Source organism: uncultured Desulfobulbus sp., from assembly GCF_963662935.2.
In the GTDB taxonomy this organism is placed as follows: domain Bacteria; phylum Desulfobacterota; class Desulfobulbia; order Desulfobulbales; family Desulfobulbaceae; genus Desulfobulbus.
Genome location: NZ_CAXXTL010000002.1, coordinates 126,943 through 149,693, shown reverse-complemented (window position 1 = coordinate 149,693; position 22,751 = coordinate 126,943). Strand labels below are relative to the sequence as shown.

Genomic DNA, 22,751 nt, shown 5'->3' with positions numbered 1-22,751 from the left:
GAGTTGCACTAGAAACATTTATGCTTTGAATTTGCTGTCAGGGATTACTATTACTTTGCGGACTGTCTCTCTGTCTTCACGCATAACTCTGACTGCTTCATCAATCTGGCTTAATGGAAATGTGTGTGAGATGATTTTGTCTGCTGGAACAACGCCGGTTTTCAGAAGATGAAGCGCTTGAGGGAAATACATCGCCGGTGAAGCGAAAGATGATCGAAGCTGCTTTTTACCGAAATGGAGGGCATGAGTATCAATTGGGACGACTCCTCCGCCTTTGAAGTCAGATCCAATGAAGGCAATGTATCCGCCATATGCCGCGGCTGAGATGCAGTCCGGTATGACTTGTGGCGGGGCGGTTATCATGATCTTGTCGAATCCACCGAAACGCGCTCCTATCTCAGGGATGCTTATCTCATTTGAGGAAAACGCGTCATCTGCGCCAAGTTCCATGGCGCCGGATAGTTTTCCCTTGCTTCTGTTTACGGCGACGACTGCGCCTGTTGTTAATCTGCGGGCGATTGCGATACCCATCAACCCGATGATCCCTGCGCCAACTACGAGCACTTTGTCGGTAAGGCCGATCTCTGCGGTCTTGATCATATCAACTGCCACACCGCATGGTTCAGCCAGAACTACTGACTTCACATCCATATCCGGCGCCGGAACAAGACATCGTCCGGGAACGAGCATAGCATCAGAGAATCCCATGGTTAAGCCGGTCCAGAATCCTGCACCTTTATTGCAAAGATCGACTCTGCCGTTTCTGCACAAATCGCAGTCACAGCAGAATGAGCTGGATTCCAACGCAACCTGATCTCCGACTTTCACATGTTTTACGTTCTCGCCGATTTCACGCACAACTCCTGCGATTTCATGTCCGAATGCTCTCGGTTCAGATGCCAGTGATTCACCGATTTCGATGTCGTGCCCACAGACTCCACATGCCAGGACTTCGATAAGCGCTTGATCACTCCCAGGTGACGGAAGATCAACCTGCTTCAAACTGATTTGAAAAGGAGTCTGAATATATGCTGCTGTTACTTTCAATGCTGTCTCCTTATGACTTAAATGATAATTGTTATTTTGATTGTTGAGTTAGCTTGATAAGTAAATACTATGCGGCTGTGTCAATCTCCTCTTTTCATGGCCCGGTTTCTTTGTCTAAATCATCATCTGATTCTGCCGGTTTTGCATCCCTTATAATCTGGGTTGTGCTTGTTGTGCGGAATACCCAGGATAACAATACCCCTCCAATGATTATCACTGCCCAGATATAAGGAGCAGATTTTAAGTTGTCAATTTGATCGAGTCCGCTCAGTTTAATGATCAGGTTTACAAGATATAGAGATGCAGTAAGTATCACTACAGCGATTGATCCTCTAATCAATAACTGCTTTATAGGAGGTTTATTTCCTTGATAAGGATTTACATCAGTCTCTATGACTCTCTGCTTAATATATTTCTGAAGCTGAAAGATTGATCGCGGCGTCTTGCCGTCTTTGATTGCAGTAACAGGATTATCTATTAACAGCCTGTATGCACTAAGATTTCCGATAAAATCTAATGAAATGACAGTCTTATCTTGATCTTCAGGATTGTTGTAAATGTTAACCCGCAATACTTCGTGTTTTGTGATTGTTAAATCATTGATCTCTCCAAACAGATGCAATTCTTCATTCTCAATTATTAACCATGCGAATTGCCAATATTCACCACTATCAGGCTTATAATATACAATTATTGGTGATTCACCGGTCATATCGCCATATTTTGTAATTAATTTGCTCAGTAACAACTTGTAAAAATCAGCATAGATTCTTTTACTTTTAATCGAATGCAGGATATTTGGGGCAATCATCATTACCAGCATAAGGGCAAAGCTTAAGATGATGATATAAGGAGTAGCTTTGCTTATATTTAACATTGTTAAGAATAAAAAAACTACGAATTGGATCATTCCGCCGATCATGAATCCAATTCTTACATTAACATTAGGAAATGGATCAATATCACAGTTCAGCAGATCAAGCTTTTCAGATACCTCGTCGGATGACTTTTCAGCAAAACTCGTAAGTTCGTACCGTGGATCTGATTGATCTTCAATATCTGCTTTTGCACTCTCAAATAGATTTTCCAGTTCAGATTCAGTCAGTTTGTATTGTGATGCGATTTGTTTAATCCGCTGATCCATCGAAGGATGTGTCGACACCAACTTCGACCATACTGGACGGCTCATCGGGGTATCGCTGATCAGATGGAGTTTATACAAACCGGAGATACACGCCTGGGGATTTGCCAGAATACCGTAGTTCGCATCTGCCTCATGTTCTCTCTGTCTTGAATACCACATCACTGCAAGAGGCGGCAGTATGAATAACGAGAGCCACTTTACATATTGCAGCCATAAAAATGATGCAGGAAGCGCATTGATGTATCTTTCTGCGACAACCATTACCGCCAGAAAAACCAGCATCAGTCCGAATTTGTAGAGGTTGGATAACTCCCAGCAGTTGGTGTCTACACAATGTCCAATTTCATGTGCGATTACAGCATCGACTTCATCTTTAGAAAGGTTCTTGACAAGAGAGTGTGTCAAGATTACATGGGAATCATTGTATAAATTGATGGCAGCAGCATTAGTCATAGGGAAATCTCTATCATCTATGATTGATATCTCTGTCAATTGGAGGCCCATTGATGAAGCGATCTCACCAATTCGGGTACGTAATTCGCCTGGTTCCAGCGATTTTGGAATGATTACTTTGACACGTGAACTGTTCCTTCTCAGTTGATCAGCGAAATACATTCCCCAATATCCGGCGAAATAGATTGCAACAAACAGATATATACTTGGCTCAAGTGGAAAGCTGTTGGGTTGTGATAGTCTATAAAACATCACACATGCCAGGATTCCGATTGACTTGCCCTGTGACAAGAACGCATGTCTGACGACATCTTTCAAAGTGGTTTTATCAGGTGATTTACTTGAACGCAATATAAGCACATCCAATATAAATCGGATTGCATAGTATGTAAGAAGTATTTGAAAAAATGATAAAACTGCGGTATCTTCAACAGGTGTACCGATACGCAATTTTATTCCAACAGCGGTAACTGCAAAGGCCGGCATCAGCCAGTCTAGTATACTCGAAGCATCTCCATAATCTGCGCGAATATCGCCAGTCTGTGAATACAAAGCTCGTATTCCAAAATATACGATAATGGCAGACGGTCCAAATCCTGTCAGAATATAAAGCACATAAACAAGTGTATCCATTGCACTCCCTTCACCAATCATCATATTATATGATGTATCTGATGAGATTAAGCTGCATGTACTTTACCACTTTAATATCGAATAATCAAACATCAACTCGATTGAGGACATAAATGGGGATTTTAGAAATCGATTATCTAGAATCGTATTGAAGATATAAACCAAGTCAGTAAGGATGTGGTCTGGATCAGGAAAATCAGCGGGAGATTCGGCTTTCAACGTTGATCAAAGTCGGCATCCCTTCCTGGGCGCCACAGACGAGTGTGCTGAGACCGGAGGCTGTAACGCCGAACAACAACGCATCTTCCAGAGAGGCGCCGTCTGCAATTGAGACACCCAGTGCCGCTGTAAAGCAATCACCGGCACCAACAGTATCGATTGCCATCACTTCGATCGCTTTCACATGAACAGATCCGCTGCTGTCAAAGGCTTTCGCTCCATCTTTGCCCATCGTAACAACCACAGCGCTCGGCCCTTTTGTCAGTATAAGGTGCACCGCAACATCGACATTATCAGCATCAGGGGCGATCTGCATCAGTTCACCTTTATTGGGGGTCAAGATATTAACATACTGAAGCAACTCGTCAGGCAGACCGTCAGATGACATCGGTGCCGGATTCAGCACAACAGTATGCCCCATCTGTTTTGCCATCTTTGCGGTTGCCAGAACGGTTTCCATAGGGATTTCAAGCTGAAGGATGACAAGTGCTTTCTCAGTAAATGCGTTTTTAGCGGAGATTACATCATTTGGAGTAAGAAGACCATTCGCACCGGGACTAACTGCGATCACATTCTCACCGGATGCATCAACAAATATCATCGCAGTGCCGGAATGTACATCAGGTTTCCGAACGATATATTGGGTGTCGATACCTTCTGACGAAAGCCGGCTCATAGATTCGTCACCGAATGAGTCGCACCCAAGCGAAGAGATAAATGTTACATCAGCGCCTAATCGTACCGCAGCCACCGCCTGATTTGCGCCTTTACCCCCCGGCAAGATCTTAAAATCACTCCCTACGACAGTTTGACCTGGAGCAGGCAGAATCGGCACATTGATAATCATATCAGTATTTGTTGAACCTACAACGATGATTTTTGATTTCATTGAATTACTCCAAACTGAATATAGAGATAATCATTCAAGATGATGAGGGTATTCTGCGAAAAGGGTGTGGTTGCTGAGATCATGTGTTAAAATCACAATAGAAGAGTTAAGGTCTGGATATGCGGTCTTCTGTGGCGATACCAAGTTTACGTTTCAGCCTAATCGTCCGCGGCGATGTGCGAAATATGAGCTTGGCGATCTCCCAATACATCTTGCTGCGTGCAAATGAGCCTCTGAATATGCCCAGTTTCTCTTCCTTCATAGGATGAGTAACTCCACGGAATGTTACCATCTTGATGGCAATCCCATTTTCTCTTGCATGTTGGCCCAGAGCTACCTCGACACCATAACGCGCATTTTGAAGATTTGGTATAGATAGAAAGTCTTCTTTCAGGAGCGCTCTTTGCCCGGAGATATATGGAGTGATAAACTGTGCCCAGTCGGTGCATTTCCGACCGCCTTTGAATACGCCGATACTCATCCCTGCAGTTTTATCTAATACCGGAGCAATAAGGGCATCTACATGTTCAGGAAGTAATCCAATTAGGTCGGCATCAAGGAAGACAATCACTTCGAAGTCTGCATGTTTTACGCCTTCCAGCATCGCCCCGCCCTTTCCCAGGTTGCGGACGAGTTTAAGCGCCATAACGCCGTCATATGATGAAGCGACTTCGGCTGTTTTATCGGTAGATCCATCGCTTACAACGATGATTTGATTTACCATAGAACAGCGTTTGACGACATCGATTACGGCGCCTACACGGTTCTCTTCATTATATGCCGGTATAACAGCGGTTACTTTCATTTCCCATTACTGCCTTTAGTTGCTTTCGGTTCTGCGCCGATTTTTTCAAGAAGTTTCTGAATGTTATCTGCTGTGTCGCGCATCTTCTTCTGTACAGATTGAAGCGCGTTCAACGATGGAGCGCTTGCATCGCGTCCGGCTTTTTCCAGCCCATCAAGACTCTTCTGTAGTTCAGATCGAGCTTTCTCAAAGTTTCCCTTGACTGCAAATTCTCTTGCCAGCTCAACATGACTCCTGATTTCGTTCAATGAAGATGCTGATGAAGGCTTTGCGGCACTCATTATCTTGAGTTGAGCCACTTCAGTTCTCAGAGAAGCCACTTCTTTGCGCAATACCGATATCTGCCAAATGCCATAGATCAGTAATCCTATCAATATTAACGTCATAAGTTTTGATGCAAAACCACGCATTGTTTTTTTACCTGTCCTCAATATACCCGCCATTTTCGATAAAGTAATCTGATTATTGTAAGATACCAGCGCTTTAAGCCGGATTGCTTACTGACATTATATCAGGAATGCATACCCACAAACAATACACGCCTCATTTACGGGTGCATTTCGATAACTTGGGTAAATACCATCAGTTGAGATGCCAATGATCCGTCTGATGCTGAGTGTTCGCCGCAGCGAATGTATTGAAGGATGGAATCCAGGCACCTGACCTGCGTGTGCCCTTCGATACAATCTGCCTGCGGGCAGGTCACTCAGGGTACACGGATTGTATCCGTAAAAAATCTACCTGCAAATTTCGGTCGCGCTTCTTCCAAACAATCCTGAGTGTCTATCTACTAGACGTATGTATCGCCAATTAGACTAATTTGAAAAATTCTCTGCTTCTTCAAGGGCGATTTCAACCCATCTTACTGCACGTTCAGGTTCGTTGCGGAGTGTATGGTTGTCTTTCATCACAACCTCCAGACAGCAACCTTTTGCCTGATCCATTGATTGACGGAGATTCTCCCTTACTAGATTCTCATTGAACGACTCCATTGCCAGCATGCTGGGATTGGGTTTCAAAGAGAGAATGTATTTATCTTCAAGATACTCCGCCATCTTCGGGATTGATGACCATGGCGATACCGATATCCTTCGTAGATTTGGTATCTGCTTTATTATACGCCATCTGGTGTCTACAGGTTCGCAGCATCCGTAACAATTTAATCCAAACCTTTTCAGTAAGGGCAGTTGATATGGGAAGATGAACTCCTCAAACATATCAGGCGATACTGCAACCGTCTCCTGGCTCTCTGCAAATCCCCATATATCCTGGGTCCGCACTTTACCATCGAAATCAGGTTGAGGAAGTTCGTGAGTCCAGCCGAATCCGCCCGATCCTACATATGAACCATCGTTGTTAAGATAAAGAAGTCCATTTTCCTGCAGGAAATCCATCTTGGCATTATTTCCATCGCGGAGGATTGCCATGAGTTGATGCAGACCTTCCGGATTGTCTATCATATCAAGCATCATCTGCTCAAGACCGCGAATCTGGGCAAGGGTCCAAGTCATGCCAAACGACCACCACCATCGGGAGTTTAACCTGACTGTAAGAATATCCCCGAATATGCCAGACGCTTCGTCCAATAGTCTATCGGTTGCCGCATAATCGACGGTTATCTCGGGATACCGGAGTTTATTCAGATCATCATAACTTTTCAGAGGTGAATCCCATGTGTATGCACGGCCTGCCCCACCGCCGATAATATTCTCATGCATTCCCCAGTCACTCTGCGTATGCACATGAGCTACATCGAAATAAGGAGATATCACGACATCATCTTTCATCTTCTCGCATCGGAAGAGTGACACGCGCAGTCCGAATTCCCATGCGCGTGCAAGAGGATCCTCGCATATCAGACTGCTTTGAGGGATTATCTCATTCCAACTGTTTTCAGGATCACAGAAGATTACAGGCCGGGTTTTTTCTAGCGAGTTATGCTTATACCATAAGTCGCGGCGTTCAGCCTGTATCGGTAATGCCGCATATCCGGCAACCATAGACGCTAACTCTCTGAGAATATTCCTATCCGCCAGACTTATCATTGATTATATCTCCTATCAATAACTGACAATTATTGAGATAATTGTATTCCTCATCGATTCTGATGTCAATGATATATGGAGAATACGATTTTTTTACCTGCTTTCATTCGAATGTGATATAATCACAAAAACACTATCTTTTTGCGAATTATATTATTCGTTTAATTTGTAACGCTGTCAATTTTAAATCTAAAAAAATGGGAAAGGTGTCGAAATGAAAAAAATATTTTGTATCGCATGTATCGTAATATCGATGATTCTACTCACTGCCGTATACAGTGTGAGTTTTGCGGCTGATGCCGATACGCCAACTGCCGGAGATAAACTAGATATCAAAGACCTTGTAGAGCAGGTCGATGTCTTACAGATCGTTACCGACATGAACTTGAAACCTGATCAGTTAAGCTTCATGGCCGCAAGAATCGATTTCCTGAGCCAGAAGCGTGATGAGACACAGAAAAAGGAAAAGGCTCTTCAACTGGAGATCAGAGAACCTTTAATGATAATGAGGGATGCTTTTATCGCAGGTAAAGATGTTCCTGCTGAAGCTCGAAATGCCGCTTTTGCCAAACTGAAACCGATCAAACAAACCCGCCAGGATATGCAGACGGCATTCAATGACGCTGCAAACTCATGCGTCGATATGCTTGATGACGGTCAGCGCAGAGTTTTAGGACGTACCGCAGATGTTCTTTCTCGAGCTCAGAAGATGATACAAGAGATACAATCAGTCTCTGAAGATGAATGGCCGAAGACTATGGCGTCGTTGGCGGCTGAGATAATTAAAGTAAAAGAATCCGACCGATATGGCGATTGGCAAACACAGGTAGATAATGTTCAGAATCTCCCTGCATCAGAAAGAGAACAGGCGTATCAGAATCTGGAAGGCTCCCGTAAAGCGGAACTTGATCAGATGCAGGCAGATGCAGAACAGCTTCTACAGAGTGTCCGCAGCGCCAACAGACAGGTTCTTCCGATTGCATTGAACAAGCTGGCAGGCGCGTTGAAATCACAGACAGAACTGCATAACCAACTTTTCGGCGCAATGGTGAGAGTGCTTGACAGTCCGGGCGCTCCGGCTGCATTGAAAGCTAGAATCGAAGTGATGAAAGCAGCTACGGATAAGAAGGCTGGGAAATAGAAGAATTTCAGTTCTTACTTATCATATTATTATGAATTTCAACAAAATGTGAGGAATGATTTGAAAGTTTACTGCAAAAATTTAATTCTTGTAAGACTTGTGTTCATCAGTATCTTTATTTGTATAATATCTACTGTCGGTGCAACAGCTCCTAAGGTTCAATACAAGTTCCAATTCAATCCGCCTAACGGAATTTCATACATTACAACTTGCAAGTCTACAAAAGTGGTTGATAATGGTGCAACTGGGAAGCAAGTCGATGTATCAATATCTAAAGAACAAATTCAAATAACTAAAACTGAAAATGGATATTTACTTGTCCCTAAAACGCTCTCTGTAGAAATGACTCGAAATGGTGGAAAACTACCGGCTGCTCAGGAAGCATCAATGCAGGCATTAGCGAAGATATCTCTCCCTTGTAGCTTAGATGCAAATGGAAAGCTTACTTCTGTTAATAATACTGATGAGCTATATCAAGTCATAGATGCTATGTTGAAAGATCAAAATTTTTCAACTCCCGATAAACTAGCTGAACTTCGTGAATCTATCAAAACAGGAGTTGTAGATAATATCGCATCAGATTGGAATAACCGCATTGTTGGATTTACGGGGAAAACTGTTAATGCAGGCGATATATGGAAATCACAGCAAGAGATAGGATCATCATTTGGCAATGTCAATGTAACAATGAAAACTTATTTTGGAAATCCTGTAATAGCAAATAAACACAATTGTTTGAAGATTGGGTTTGCTTATGTCGGAGATAAAAATTCGATTAAACAACTTATGACTAAAATCATGGAAACAATATCAAAGACAATTCCTGCAGGTTATCCAGCGCCACAGGTGATTAATGCAACTATAAGCGGCAAAGGATCACGAATTATAGATCCGTCAACTATGCTGATTTACTCCGATGAAGTAAGTAGGACAATGACAATGACACTAAGGATCGCAGGAATGGGTGATATGCCTACAACATTCAGTGAATCAAAAATCTATAGGTATGATTATCTTGATTAAGTTGTCAATAAAAGTCTTTTCTTAATAGAGAAGGTGCGATTTAGAAACTTATTAACATTAGAAAGATGATGGAAGCTTGCCTAAACGAGTTCCCATCATCTTTCAATCATTCCACTAATACTGTGTCACACCGGACCTGACGTGATCAGATGTGCCAGTCTAAACAGCTCTTCCGGAGTTGTGATGCCTTCCAGAACCCTTTTTCGTGCAACTTCGATCATTGTGATAAAACCATGTTCAATCGCACAGCGAAGTATCATATTCGGATCAGTCTGTCTTGCGCTGATCATACGGGACATCTCATTATTCAACACAAGAACTTCATGAAGACCAATTCGTCCCTTATACCCAACTCCTCGACATGCATCACAACCGGTTCCATGGTAGAATTTGGTCTTTCCAATCATGTCTGTAAGACCCAGCCATCTTAATGCTTCGGCTGAAGGTTCATACTCCTCTTTGCATTGCGGACAGATAATACGAGCCAGCACGCTAGAGATCACTCCAATTGTACTATCGCTAACCATAAATGGATCGGCGCCTACATTCAATAGTCGTTGAGGTACATCGACGGCATGCTGGGTGTGTAAAGTGCTGAGCATGAAGTGACCGGTAATGGCTCCTGCAATCAATAACTCAAGTGATTCATAATCTCTAATTTCTCCAGCCATTATTATATCTGGATCCTGCCTGAAAAATGCTCTTAACGCCGAAGCGAAAGTCAGGCCCTCTTTCTTGTCTACCGACGCCTGCTGCACACCTGTCAATACCATTTCAATCGGATCTTCTATTGTCATGATACTGATTTCTGGATTTATCAGCTCTTGCAGTATTGAGTATAGAATGCTGGTCTTGCCCGTTCCGGTCGGTCCGGAGACATACAGCGCGCCACATGGCTGTTTGATCAATATCCGAACCTGATCTAGTTGCTCAGGTAGAAACCCCATGCGATCCAGGGATGGCAACGATATCCCTCTATCCAGGATTCTCGCAACAACTTTTTCACCATATAAAAACGGCATCACGGATATCCGTAGATCATAATCGATGTTGTTCAATTTTACCAGCATTCGTCCATCTTGTGGTATTCGGCATTCTGATGTGGGGATACTACCCATCATCTTGTATCTTGTAACTAAGGCATCTCTTTCCTGAATAGACAAATGTTTGATGTGCTTAAGCACGCCATCGATTCTTAGCAGAATATCGGCACCATCTCTAGTTGGATTTATGTGTATATCGCTCGCAGATGTATTAACCGCTTCCTGGACAATCGAATCAGCCAGGTCGACAATCGAACTCTCATTGGCAGAGAGTGTTTTGGCGAGGAGTTTCTGTGCCTGCTCAAGTTCTCGTCTGCACCCCTGACAACGTGCAAGGTGTTCATCGATCTCCTGTTTGGCTTCGTCAGACAGTTCGCCTTTAAGATATGCCACCATTTCATCTCTTATCTCTTCGCATTTCATTGCTCATCCCTCATTTCGATAGAAATCGTCTCTCGAAGTATTCTCGTTGCCGCAGACATCCGTGATTTGACTGTGCCGACCGGTATCTCAAGCGCCTCAGCGATCTCCTGATACCGCATATCCTGGAAGTGGCACATAATAAACACAAACCGGTAGTGTTCCGGCAACGCATCGACCGCCATCCTGATCCGTCTGTCTCTGTATCTGCTTATCAGCAGTTTCTCCAGATTGGAGTTGTCATCTTCAATGCGGAAATCGTCTAGCGGGATTGTGTTTGGCCGGCATTTCCCGGAACGGACCGCAGACACCCATAGATTTTTCGCAATCCGATAGATGTATGCGGAGAAACTCGCTGTCGGCTTATATGCTTCTCTGTGCAGCCATATCTTCAAGAATACTTCCTGTGTATAATCCTGCGCGGCATCTGAGTTCCAGCATAACGAATAGAAGAAGCCTTCCATACGGCGTCGATATCTGCCGCATAACGCATCAAATGCGTCTATATCGCCGCCATTTGTACGCACCATCAAGTCAATATCGGACTGCTGGTTGTATAGAATACCGGATGTCATCTGCCGCTCCTTACACTATTAGAACGCGATAGATAAGAAAAAGGTTCGCAATTAGTATAATAACTCATACATTCCTTGACAATAATCTCTTCACCTATTAAAATGAGATTCGTGCTTTGAGTAAAACCATTCGATTCCGGGGAGGAGTTCATCTAATGAGCAGCGCCGCAGAAGTAACAACGCAGACTTTTGAACAGGAAGTATTAAAATCAGATATGCCTGTTATGGTAGATTTCTGGGCTGAATGGTGCGGACCATGTAAGATGCTTGCTCCTGCAGTTGATGCCATCGCTGAAGAGTTTGCAGGTAAACTGAAGGTACTCAAGCTTGATATAGACAAAGATGCAGCGATTGCATCGAAGTATGGCGTAATGAGTATCCCGACCCTGATCATTTTCAAGGGCGGAACCATAGCCGAACAGATAATTGGTAATCAGACTAAGCAGAAGATAATAGAAAAGATACAACAGCACTTGTCGTAATAGTATCAGCTTATCTACCATAATCTGTGCCGAAAACATTAGGAGGCTTAGCAGGACATGGCCGGTGTAATTTTAAAAGATCTGAATAAAACATTTAAAGGCGTAATTGCTGTAAATGATGTAAGTCTTGAAATCAATGATAAAGAATTCCTCGTACTGGTAGGACCTTCCGGATGCGGCAAAACCACCGCTCTGCGAATGGTTGCCGGTCTGGAAGAAGCGACATCCGGTGAGATATACATCGGCGACCGACTGGTGAACGATGTATCCGCCAAAGACCGTGATATCGCGATGGTATTCCAGAACTACGCGCTTTATCCGCATATGAGCGTCTATGACAACATGGCGTTCGGATTGAAACTAAGGAAAGTGCCGAAACTGGAGATCCGCCGCCGTGTAGAAGAAGCGGCAAAACTTCTGGGACTGGAAACCCTCCTTGACAGGAAGCCTAAGCAGCTCTCAGGCGGTCAGCGGCAGAGAGTCGCACTTGGACGAGCAATCGTTAGAGAGCCAAAAGTCTTCCTTATGGATGAACCACTCTCCAACCTGGACGCAAAACTCCGCGTACAGACACGCGCAGAACTGATTAAACTGCATAGGCGTCTCGGTATCACAACCATCTACGTAACCCACGATCAGGTAGAAGCTATGACAATGGGCGACCGCATCGTTGTCATGAAAGACGGCATCGTTCAGCAGGTAGATTCACCGATGGGCCTCTACAACACACCGGCAAATGTATTCGTCGCCGGATTCATCGGTACACCTTCAATGAACTTCGTGAACGCAACGTTGAAAAAAGAGAACGGTAGAATAATCGTAGATGCCTGCAGCTTCAAAGTCATGATACCTCAAGATAAATGCAAACCGTGCTTCGACGCATATGTAGACAAACCTGTTGTATTCGGTATCCGACCTGAGGACATCGCAGATAAAGCAATCAGCTCAATGGTTACCCCTACCGAAGAGAACACCATAAAAGTAATGGTTGATGTAATCGAGCCGATGGGTTCAGTTGTAACCGTCTATCTCACAAGCGACACGAACGCCATGATAGCGACGATTGACTCAGATACGAAGGCTGTTGAGAACCAGGAGATGGAAATCGTCTTCGATATGAACAAAGCCCACCTCTTCGACAAAGAGACCGAAGTCACGATAGGCTAAGTCATCCGCATATAAAGCCAATACAAAGCCCTGTTCCCAGTGTTTGGAGCAGGGCTTTTTGAATATCAAGTTTGTTGCTTTGAATTTGTCTAGATAAATTTTGTGGAGTGTATATCATGGATAATCCTCAATCAGTTCATAGAGAATCTTTCTCCCGCCGTCCTGTATTCAACGCATATCTCGGTAACAATCCCAAATGTGAAATGATACCATGGATGCATGCTGATAACGGAACCACTGATTATGGTGAATCATATCCTTCACTGGTAGTCTCTATTGAAAATATTCCACAAACTGGAGCTTGGAATCTAACTGCTTCCATCTTAGATTTTGATGACCGCGAACTTATTTCATTCAATTCTGATGTGCTATTGATTGAAAGATGTATCGAAAAGATCTGGCATCTAGAATCCCCTCTGATGAATCCTAGCAGAGTCAATTTAAGCATAAAGAAAGATGCTGTTTGTTTCGATGAAACAGTGAGCCTGCATCAATATCATCTATCTGGTAAAGTGACGAATTTCGCAGGCAATCCCGTCAAGTCTATCGTACATGCAATCGGACTTGAGGGAGTGGCAACTATGACAGATGAAGAAGGAATGTATAATCTTTGGCTTCCATCTGTTCATATCCGAGCTCTACAAGCTTATGATGCCGGTTATGGGAAAACTTCTCTGGAATGCTGGATTTATGATTATTTTCCGAAGGAGGATCTGAAACTGGATCTTCGAATAGGTGAACTGGAGATATATGAATTGCGAGCGTGGCGAGGTTTCCTGGGTGTAAAAATGGATTTTTTGCCAATGTCATTATCTTGTGTTTTATCAGCATTGACAGATAAAGGGATTAGTGGCAGATATTCACCGGAGTTGATACTTGAAGATATCAAAGTGATATTAGATGGAACTGAAGTGCCATTGCTGTCAGTTGATAAACGCAAGGAGATGCTCTCGGGTAACGAGTCTATTGATCAAAGAGATGAATATTCTCTCCACATTTCTGATCGAGAATTGCCCCCAGGCGGTATGGGGAACCTTCAAGTCTTACAGATTGTCTTGCAGCATACATATGAAAAAGCTGATCTCATAGAACATGGAGAGGGATTCTTTCTGGGTTTGAGGAATAGAGTTAGTATCAATGGGGGAAAGGATTTCTAGAACTGTCTTTATAAACGTTCAAAACTCAAAATATCGAAATGATGGTCGAATGAAAATGATTTCTTCATGCCGAGTTTTTGCATTACAGCAAAGCTTACACAATCTGTGAAAGAAAATCCTGCCGTATTGTATTGATTGAATATTTCCCATGCACGTTTTTCAATCTCATGGGTAGAATAAACTATTATTAGATTAGCAGATATGGGAAGATCGCAAATCTCGGTTCCCAGATAAACTGGTGATGATACATCATAAATCATATTACCGAATTTCACTGCTGCTTTATGACCCAATGTATTATCCCAAAGTAGATAATTATATACTTCGTCAAGTATATGATTTGTTGTTAGCAGATTTGAATGGGTATCTAATAACTCTGAATATATCTTCACAGCGGATTTATGATATTTGTCTCTTGTTGCGCTCAATGCGATAAATGCACCGGTATCAATGAATACATAATCAGCGTTCATAGAGAATCTCATCGTGATTCGTAGAACCATTCTCATTCACGCCATCACCCATACCTATGATACTCAGCATTTTAGCTTTACATTCACGTTCTTCAGCAATTTCAATTTTTGCTGCTTGCAGTAATATTGAAGATACAGAAGTCTTCTTTCGAGCGGCTATCTTCTGCAGCAATTCGTAATCATCTATAGGTATACTCACCCGTTTTGTTTTACGCGGTGTAACAGGCATTATAAATCGCCTCCTCATATTCATAAATTACCATTTTATATGTTTCTTGTCAACTTATAGAATGTGTTTTCAATGCTAGTATCTAAACTGTGATCTAAATGATAGGATTGGATTACATGTTTTTCGTCTCATCACTCAGGTCTCTTATAAAAATCATTTCAATCATTCTAATCATTGTTCAGACAACATGCAGATAAAATGCAACAATATAGAAGGTAGAATATTAAACTCATATGCGTATTTTTTATCAATGAAGGATTTCCCTGGCTTTTGGCGAATATATGAGCATGTGGTGATTATAATGATGATTCATGCATAATCTAAAATCATTATGTGATCATTGCGTTCATATATGAAACAACAGATTGCTAGTTTTTGATCATAGGAGTGAGTTGAGATGCCGATTGACACAAGAACCAACGGACAAAAACTGAGAGATACGCTTACACTGAACGGCACCGGCGAGGTCCCGATGTGGGGTGGATTCTCCATGGCTACATGGATTAAATACGGCGACGCGCTTATCGATGTCATGAGCAGATACCCCGAGCTTCACTGGTGGCTGCCGGAAAAAGGAACCGATTTCGCCGCGCTTGTGGGTCCTGCTAACCGGGAATATGAAGAGTGCCTCGATAACTGGGGATGCCTGTGGTATTGCATCCGGCATGGTATGGAGGGACAGATTATGAATCATCCACTGGATGATATCAGGAATCTGAAGCATTACAAGGCACCTGATCCTCTTCTGTATAATGAACGCGGGATGCATAACTGGGGAGCATTCGCGCGGGCATGTCGTGCGGCAAATGCAGCAGGCGAGATGGTGACAATCGGCGGAGAGCGCTTCTTCGAGCGAGTGCATTTCATCCGTGGTATGGAGAACGCCTTGTCTGATATGGCGGAAGGTTCTCCCGAAATCGATGAAATCGTTGATCTGGTGTTGCAATACAACCTGCAGTATCTGGAACACGCGCTGAAACTTGGATCTCCTGTCGATTTGGTCGGTTTTGGTGATGACTGGGGATGTCAGGATCGGTGCATGATCAGTCCGGAGACATTCCGCAGGTACTTCAAACCCGGCTATACAAAGATGTATTCGTTGTGCAAGCAGTATGGAGCGCTTACCACTCAGCATTCTGATGGGCATACGGTCGATCTCTGGGAGGAATTCCTTGAAGCGGGACTCACAGCCTTCAACATGCAGATAAACTGCATGGGTGTTGATGTAACAAGAGATCGGCTTAAGGGCAAAATGTGCATCGTGGCAAGCGTCGATCGGCAGTACATCCTACCTGTTGGAACGCCTGCACAGGTTAAGGATCACATCGCTGAGATGGTGACGAAACTTGGTTCTCCAAAAGGCGGATTGATACTATCTATCGATATGTATCCGGATGTACCGCTTGAGAACATTGACGCGTTGCTTAGTGCTTGCGTAGAATATAAGGACTACTGGGTTACAAAATAGAAAATCGAGGTATTTGATGAGTTTTGTTAATATCACAAAGATGCTGCAAGATGCAGAGGAAAATCATTATGCGGTAGGAGCCTTCAATTACTGCACCTCTGAAACTGCTAAAGCCATAATTGATGAGGGTTGCAGGAAGAAATCACCCATCATGATGATCTGTGGACCATGGGAGCTGGATCTCGTCGGTCCAAACATGATGGCGCGGATGGTTGATATATTATCTGATGAGGCAGGTTCTCCCGTATGTCTTCATCTTGACCATGCAACAGACATAGACACGGTGAAACGCTGTATAGATGCCGGGTTCCCATCAGTAATGATAGATGGGTCGCATTGCGACACATATGAGGAAAACGTTGCACTTACACGAGCGGTTGTAGAGATCGCAAAACCATATGGCATCACTGTAGAAGGCGAGTTAGGTGCCGTCGGACGCGTAGATGACGAATCACCTGAAGTAAACGACAATGCATTGCTTACCGATCCGGCTCAAGCAGCAGAGTTTGTGCATCTGACAGGTGTTGATGCTCTTGCGGTGGGGATCGGCAACGGTCACGGGATGTATCGGCAGGCACCCGTATTGGATTTCGAGCGGCTAAAAGCGATACGAAGTGTTGTGACAGTTCCGCTTGTGCTTCATGGCGGATCAGGCACTCCTGCAGATCAGCTCCATCAGGCGATCGACCTGGGTGTGAGTAAAGTCAATGTAGCAAGCGAACTGGCTCGTGCATATCTGAAAGCGATTGATGATCGGAAACCAGGATTGTGGTATGCATGGGCGCTCATTCAAGCCAGAGATGCGGTAAGTGAAGTAGTAGGCCGTTGGATGGATGAACTTGGCTGCTCAGGACGTGTAAAGTAAATACGAAAAACATGTATGTAAGGGCGATTCACAAATCGCCCTTACATACATCAAATATTTCTGTTTGCAATAAACAATATGATTAATCTCTATGAAAATCGTGGCAATATATGATACCCAAAAGCACCCCACCTGCCTCCCCTTGGAAAGGTGAGGTTCTCGGCTTGGTTTCTCAAGGTGATTGCGGAATCAACAGAGTTCTCTATGGGGCGGTAGTGAATTCTTTGCCTAGAACTGCTTATCCAATTATTCTATGATGGTTGATTAGAAACTGACTGGTAAGTGACTAATCAGGAACGGGTGTAGAACTCCCTCAGATAATCTGCTGCCCATACATGACGGCTGTCGCTTGAAAGCAACTCCTCATTATGGTGGAGTAATTCCTCTTTATTCAACCTCGCTGCAAGTACATAGGCATCTGCTCCGCCATATATGAGGTATATATCGCCTTTATACTCGTAACTGCCGCATGGAAACACGCAATTCAACCGCTGCTCATGAGGCCAGGGCGACTCCACCTCGTAATCTGTTTCGGGAAACAATATGGCTTCAGTCCGCCATTCAACAATTTTTTCAGGATGCGCGATATCGAATTTGTTGAAATCCAGCAGGGCGTAATTCGCGAAATAATCTCTCGCGCCTGATGCCAGATAGTTGCCGGTGTGATAATCAGCCAGATAAATGTTGTTGCCTAGATTTATCGGAGTTGAACCCATCCCTACCCATGACTCAATATAAAGCGGATGTTGAACAGCTTTCATAATCATCCCGCAGTCTTTCCACACGCCGGTCGGTGAGTCGCTGATAGCGAGTGATATGCTGAAATCGCTCTGTTTGCCGGCACATGGTCTGTGCATCATTATGTAGTGTCCATCCACCGGTTCCGGCAGAAGGACTGCATCTTTATTTGGCCAGACGTTTACATCGCCTTTAACAGGACCCAGTTTCTGCCAGCTTATCAGGTCTTCAGACACAGCCATGCACACCTGAACTTTGTAATCACCGTTTGGGTATGTTACAAATCCACAGTATAGCAGGTAAAATGTGTCACCGATTCTTGTTATCCGTTGATCTTCAACGCCGTTATAATCATATTCCATTGGATCATCTGACGGTTTTAGTACAGGATGATCGAATTTTTTGATGAAATGAAGATCAGGAGTAAATACCGATAATCCAACTGCCGATCTGCACGAAGGTAATCCCGGTACATCAATCGGTATGCCTCTGTAGAAGATTACAACAACGCCGTTTTCGAGCAGGGGATCATCTATCGAGTGTTTATCCAGCAGACCTTTGATAAGTTCATCATTGTGCGGTGAACGTTCAAGGTATAGAGCTGTAGGGTTAAGAGTGAATCGGCTATCCCAACTATCCGGGTCAGCCTGAATAATCGGTTCGCCTTTATTGAGACGAGTTAAGCACAACTGGTTGTTACAATTCATTGATAAAGTAATGACTCCGTGAATTTTCTGTGAATAAATAATGAAGACTGCATTAATAATACAGAGTGCATCATGTTTGGTCAAGTCGTATGAAGAAATATTAATGCTGAGAGATTATACCATGAATTTTGTTGTGTAAACATGAAAAATGCAATGTTTTTCGAACTGATTGATCTTATAGGAAGCTAAAATGTTGTAACAAAGGTATATAATAGTATAGTATAATACGAATGGGAATTATTTGGAAAATATCAACTCAGATTGGACCTTTGCAAAGGAGCATTGCATTGGAATTTTGATGGTGTAATAGTTTCTGGACACATGATTGCCTTAGAGGAATACCAGCGGGTTCTCGAAATAATCGATATGCTCACTTTTGGAGCAGGAAATTACATTTCCGTGGAGTTCGTATTTTGGAGGTTAACTGGAATATGGAAGAATTCATTGTATTTGCCATAGAATCACCGACTCTTTCATCAAGGGTGCATGCTGGCGGTGCGATTTCATCATGTTCAAAAGCAGACTACCGATTTTCAAAGAATGATCTAGTCATTAGTAGCGGCTACATTGAAACTGATTGTAATGCTGGAGAACATACGCGTATTATGCCTGCTGGTCTACTCCAGATGGGCAATCAGCAGTTTTCTGAGAATATTGTAGCGCAATTAGTAAAACCAGATAGTTATGTTATTATAGTCTACAGCGGCAAAAGGAGTGGGCGCCAAAAGTTACTTGAAGCAGCACTTAATATCGGATTTCAGATCATTGAGTCCCAAGACGATCTCGTATGCTTAGGTAAAGGATCGCTTATACACGATATGCACTGGCTCACTGGTGCTTGGCCTGCAGGTGTCACGAGTTTAATATCATTAAAGAAATGTTCTAGCATTCTTGAGCGGACTATAATAGATGGGGGTCAATCTGGAATTGATGTAATTAAAATGTTAGATCACTTTTGGATAAGAGTTCATGCAGAACCAGAAGTCGTTTCGAACGAATTAAGCAACTACGAATTGATTGCTACTCTAGAAGGTGTGGAATATTCCGATGTTTTCATCAGTTTATCTGAGATTGACGTTGTAGATACCAGAAGTCTTTGCCGGCAAACAGCAGACAAGATGGGAATCATGCTTTATGATGCTGGTACGATTAGTGATTTAGAGTCTAGCGGGTATTTCAAAGGGACTGATCAATGGCGATTGCTTCCAGATGGATGGAAGCGGATTGTATGATCTGAATCGATTACCAATAGAAGTTACTAATGCTACAGTTCGCTGGTATTCAGAGAGTATGAAAGCAGACAATAGCAGCCACATATGATCAATACAGTTATACAGGCATTATTTGCTCTGATTTATGTGTTGAATTGTACCAAAACAAAAAGTGTATAATACTACTTGATAATACGCATAATATGCCGGATAATAAGGAATATGTGGTCATTACTGCATCAATGGAGTGTATTTCATGCGATACTTTATGATTTTGTTGTGTGCTGCTTCAACTATCTCGTTGGCTTATGGAAAGGGAGACGAACTGAAATCTATATCTCTCGTCTCGCCTGTGGATAAGACGGTCATTAAAACTCCGCTGACATGTATCCTGAAATGGGATGCTATTGATGGAGCCGCCTCATATGATGTAACTGTTACACAATCCGGCAAACGGAAACCAGTTATCACCGCGAAGGGCATCATTGATTCAGAACTGCGTCTTGCCGTGAAACCTGGTTTATCATATGTATGGAACGTCGCTGCGGTTGACGGCAAAGGCATCTGTGTAGCCGAATCTAAAGAATCGACATTCAGTGTCGCTGAACCAGTTTTAGCAGAAGTTACCGACAACAACGTTCTATTCGCCGGGATGTTCCCAAATGCTCATTGGGTGGAAATGGCACCGGTTAAAGCAGATGGATCTGCGGTGATTTCTCCCTGGTTTTCAAAGAAAAAGTTCGATGACGCACCTCCATCATTCATCCAGGCCAAATCCCGACTCCCCATTCCAATCTGGGATGGACATCAGGACTCTATCGACATGTACTGGTCTGCTTGGGATATATTATTCTCCACATGGCTGTATGCGCCTCCGAGTAAAGATAATCTGGCAGTCTCAAACGTTATCGGAATGCCGACCTGGGCGGGGTGGGGCAGCACGATGGTCCTGGATACAGCCTTCATCCTGCAGTTCGCGCGATATGGAGATACGGCATATCCATTTATTACATCGCTGGATAACTGTTATGCGCGTCAGCATGAGAACGGATTCATCTGCAGGGAAACAGACAACAACAACTGGGAAGTGCTGTCAGGATGGCCGGTAAATCCTCCGCTGCTTGCCTGGTCGGAGTGGCGGTATTATGAGGTTACCGGCGATGTCGAAAGGTTGAAGAAGGTCTACCTCCCTCTGGTGAAGCAATATGAGTGGTATATGCTGCATCAACGCAGGATGAACGGCGCCTATTGGACAAACGGCTTAAATGAGTCTGATGACTTGACCCGCAATCAATATGCGCACTCATTCATCTCAACCACCTGTGTGCAGGGGATGTCTGCTGAGATCATGGCGAAGATGTCGAAAATCGTTGGACGACCGGATATGGCATCATGGTTCGATGGGGAATACAAGACTCTGTCGAAACTGGCGAACGATCTGTTCTGGGATGAACGATTTCGCCTCTACAACGATTTGAATGTGAAAGGTCAGCCGATCACCCTGACGCCGGATGGGCATCTGTGTAAACACTGGCACTCATTCTGGCCTCTGCTTACAGGCATCGCAACTAAAGAGCGGTTTGGTTACCTTGCAGAACACATCCTGGATAAGACGGAATTCTGCAGATTGAGCGGGACTGCATCGCTTTCTGCCGATAGTTTTGGGTATAACAAGGATACCGGCGCATACTGGCGTGGAGCGGTCTGGCCTCCTGTGCAGTATGTAACAGTGGAAGGCTTGCATCGTGCAGGACTTGATGATGCAGCGTATTATTCTGCATCCCGATATTACAACGCGTTCCTGACCGTTTTCAAAGCTAAGAACGACATCACTGAGTTCATGGCGCCGGATAAATCCGAGATGTATGGTATGGGTTCGTTTGTGGGATGGGGCGGTGTGGCACCGATCGCATTCCTCATCGAAGAGATGCTTGGAATCAGGCCGGATGCGCCGTCGAACACAATCGATTGGGATATCCGTCAGGTCGAGCGTCACGGCATGAAGAACCTGCATTTTGGGAATCACACAGTATCATTGATCTGCGAGGCTCGAAAATCCGCAGATGATTCGGTACGGTTAACGGTTGAATCTGATGGTGAGTTCACCCTGAAAATCCATCTGGGTAAGAAGATTCAGATACACAATATACAGAATGGCAGAACCGAGATATCAGATGGCAGGTTGGAGTGACATTTCAACCAAATGACGACAAAACTCTGATAGAGAACGTAGGGAATGCCCTCCGTGGCATTCCGCGGGTTGATACCCAGGCTTCCGGAGCGGAACGGCACGGCGACCGTTCCCTTCGTGCATGCGTTACATAATCATGAACCCAATAGGTTGCGGCAAATGAGGGTGGATGGCTGTAATCAGCACTCAGTTTGCGAATTTATAAATCAGCCTTGGCATCTGCCGGTAGGGAATGCCCGCCGTGGCATTCCGCAGGTTGATACCCAGGCTTCCGGAGCGGAACGGCACGGAGGCACGTTCCTTACGTTTCAATATGATTCATATTCATATGCTTATGGGAACATGCTGAATAATCTGGATGTGAGATATTTTCCAATGAAAGGATATGCACCATGAAAACAATCAAATACAACGCGCCTGAAATCATGTGTGAAGGGTGTGCAAAGACCATCAAACGCGCATTGAGCGTCTCAACGGCGATATCTTCTGTTGATGTAGACATTCCCGGCAAAATCGTCACCGTTGTGTATGATGAATCCGGGATAAAACCGGATGAAATCAAAGAGTTAATAGAAGGCGCCGGATACGACACATTCCCGGTAGATTAGGCGATATTCGAATTTACA

At 43.8% G+C, this 22,751-nt stretch carries 21 protein-coding genes; 10 read left to right on the top strand and 11 right to left on the bottom strand.

All coding sequences use genetic code 11. The features are described from left to right. Positions 1-18 precede the first annotated feature (18 nt). The 6 genes from ACHZCX_RS05210 to ACHZCX_RS05185 form a co-directional block, all read right to left on the bottom strand. Positions 19-1,047, bottom strand: coding sequence for an alcohol dehydrogenase catalytic domain-containing protein (locus tag ACHZCX_RS05210; protein ID WP_319586176.1), 1,029 nt, complete (start codon positions 1,045-1,047; stop codon positions 19-21). A gap of 94 nt (positions 1,048-1,141) precedes the next feature. Then, complete coding sequence (locus tag ACHZCX_RS05205) at positions 1,142-3,277, bottom strand: M48 family metalloprotease (RefSeq protein WP_319586175.1); 2,136 nt, start codon at positions 3,275-3,277, stop codon at positions 1,142-1,144. 196 nt (positions 3,278-3,473) lie between these two features. Continuing rightward, positions 3,474-4,385 carry a ribokinase gene (gene rbsK, locus ACHZCX_RS05200; RefSeq protein ID WP_319586174.1) on the bottom strand — a complete coding sequence of 304 codons (912 nt, stop codon included), beginning with the start codon at positions 4,383-4,385 and terminating at the stop codon, positions 3,474-3,476. A gap of 106 nt (positions 4,386-4,491) precedes the next feature. Beyond that, complete coding sequence (locus ACHZCX_RS05195) at positions 4,492-5,190, bottom strand: glycosyltransferase family 2 protein (RefSeq protein ID WP_319586173.1); 699 nt, start codon at positions 5,188-5,190, stop codon at positions 4,492-4,494. Then, complete coding sequence (locus ACHZCX_RS05190) at positions 5,187-5,600, bottom strand: hypothetical protein (RefSeq protein ID WP_319586172.1); 414 nt, start codon at positions 5,598-5,600, stop codon at positions 5,187-5,189. Before ACHZCX_RS05190 ends, ACHZCX_RS05195 begins: the two co-directional genes overlap by 4 nt. Before the next feature lie 405 nt (positions 5,601-6,005). Then, positions 6,006-7,235, bottom strand: a complete 1,230-nt coding sequence (locus ACHZCX_RS05185; RefSeq protein WP_319586171.1) for a hypothetical protein — start codon at positions 7,233-7,235, stop codon at positions 6,006-6,008. Between the two features lie 214 nt (positions 7,236-7,449). Between ACHZCX_RS05185 and ACHZCX_RS05180 the strand changes: the two genes are divergently transcribed. Together ACHZCX_RS05180 and ACHZCX_RS05175 are read left to right on the top strand one after the other, a co-directional pair. After that, positions 7,450-8,376, top strand: coding sequence for a hypothetical protein (locus ACHZCX_RS05180; RefSeq protein ID WP_319586170.1), 927 nt, complete (start codon positions 7,450-7,452; stop codon positions 8,374-8,376). A gap of 60 nt (positions 8,377-8,436) precedes the next feature. After that, the gene (locus tag ACHZCX_RS05175) at positions 8,437-9,399 is read left to right on the top strand and encodes a hypothetical protein (protein WP_319586169.1); all 963 of its coding nucleotides are present in this window, start codon (positions 8,437-8,439) and stop codon (positions 9,397-9,399) included. A 125-nt stretch (positions 9,400-9,524) separates the two neighbouring features. Here ACHZCX_RS05175 and ACHZCX_RS05170 read toward each other — a convergent pair whose 3' ends face one another. Continuing rightward, positions 9,525-10,865 (bottom strand): ATPase, T2SS/T4P/T4SS family, encoded by a 1,341-nt coding sequence (locus ACHZCX_RS05170; RefSeq protein WP_319586168.1) that lies wholly within the window; start codon positions 10,863-10,865, stop codon positions 9,525-9,527. Continuing rightward, complete coding sequence (locus tag ACHZCX_RS05165) at positions 10,862-11,437, bottom strand: RNA polymerase sigma factor (RefSeq protein ID WP_319586167.1); 576 nt, start codon at positions 11,435-11,437, stop codon at positions 10,862-10,864. The genes ACHZCX_RS05170 and ACHZCX_RS05165 overlap by 4 nt, the downstream gene beginning before the upstream one ends. Positions 11,438-11,592: 155 nt before the next feature. On the opposite strand from ACHZCX_RS05165, the gene trxA reads away from it, so the two are divergent. From trxA to ACHZCX_RS05150, 3 genes are all read left to right on the top strand, one after another. After that, on the top strand, positions 11,593-11,919 hold the full coding sequence (trxA, locus tag ACHZCX_RS05160) for a thioredoxin (RefSeq protein WP_319586166.1): 327 nt from the start codon (positions 11,593-11,595) through the stop codon (positions 11,917-11,919). Between the two features lie 57 nt (positions 11,920-11,976). After that, a complete protein-coding gene (locus ACHZCX_RS05155; protein ID WP_319586165.1) occupies positions 11,977-13,086 on the top strand; it encodes a sn-glycerol-3-phosphate ABC transporter ATP-binding protein UgpC in 1,110 nt (369 codons plus the stop codon). Between the two features lie 116 nt (positions 13,087-13,202). Next, a complete protein-coding gene (locus ACHZCX_RS05150) occupies positions 13,203-14,243 on the top strand; it encodes a hypothetical protein (RefSeq protein ID WP_319586164.1) in 1,041 nt (346 codons plus the stop codon). 8 nt (positions 14,244-14,251) lie between these two features. Here ACHZCX_RS05150 and ACHZCX_RS05145 read toward each other — a convergent pair whose 3' ends face one another. After that, positions 14,252-14,716, bottom strand: coding sequence for a PIN domain-containing protein (locus tag ACHZCX_RS05145; RefSeq protein WP_319586163.1), 465 nt, complete (start codon positions 14,714-14,716; stop codon positions 14,252-14,254). Beyond that, positions 14,706-14,945 (bottom strand): hypothetical protein, encoded by a 240-nt coding sequence (locus ACHZCX_RS05140; RefSeq protein ID WP_319586162.1) that lies wholly within the window; start codon positions 14,943-14,945, stop codon positions 14,706-14,708. Before ACHZCX_RS05140 ends, ACHZCX_RS05145 begins: the two co-directional genes overlap by 11 nt. A gap of 397 nt (positions 14,946-15,342) precedes the next feature. On the opposite strand from ACHZCX_RS05140, the gene ACHZCX_RS05135 reads away from it, so the two are divergent. Then, positions 15,343-16,413 (top strand): uroporphyrinogen decarboxylase family protein, encoded by a 1,071-nt coding sequence (locus tag ACHZCX_RS05135; RefSeq protein ID WP_319586161.1) that lies wholly within the window; start codon positions 15,343-15,345, stop codon positions 16,411-16,413. 16 nt (positions 16,414-16,429) lie between these two features. Further along, the gene (locus ACHZCX_RS05130; RefSeq protein ID WP_319586160.1) at positions 16,430-17,278 is read left to right on the top strand and encodes a class II fructose-bisphosphate aldolase; all 849 of its coding nucleotides are present in this window, start codon (positions 16,430-16,432) and stop codon (positions 17,276-17,278) included. Between the two features lie 290 nt (positions 17,279-17,568). On the opposite strand, the gene ACHZCX_RS05125 is transcribed toward ACHZCX_RS05130, so the two are convergent. Beyond that, on the bottom strand, positions 17,569-18,807 hold the full coding sequence (locus ACHZCX_RS05125) for a hypothetical protein (protein ID WP_394708765.1): 1,239 nt from the start codon (positions 18,805-18,807) through the stop codon (positions 17,569-17,571). 347 nt (positions 18,808-19,154) lie between these two features. Here ACHZCX_RS05125 and ACHZCX_RS05120 point away from each other — a divergent pair, with 347 nt between their 5' ends. From ACHZCX_RS05120 to ACHZCX_RS05110, 3 genes are all read left to right on the top strand, one after another. Beyond that, on the top strand, positions 19,155-19,955 hold the full coding sequence (locus tag ACHZCX_RS05120) for a hypothetical protein (RefSeq protein WP_319586158.1): 801 nt from the start codon (positions 19,155-19,157) through the stop codon (positions 19,953-19,955). A gap of 235 nt (positions 19,956-20,190) precedes the next feature. Next, complete coding sequence (locus ACHZCX_RS05115; protein ID WP_319586157.1) at positions 20,191-22,125, top strand: trehalase family glycosidase; 1,935 nt, start codon at positions 20,191-20,193, stop codon at positions 22,123-22,125. A 392-nt stretch (positions 22,126-22,517) separates the two neighbouring features. Then, positions 22,518-22,733: a heavy-metal-associated domain-containing protein gene (locus ACHZCX_RS05110; RefSeq protein ID WP_319586156.1), complete on the top strand. Its 216-nt coding sequence runs from the start codon at positions 22,518-22,520 to the stop codon at positions 22,731-22,733. The last annotated feature ends 18 nt before the right edge of the window (positions 22,734-22,751 follow it).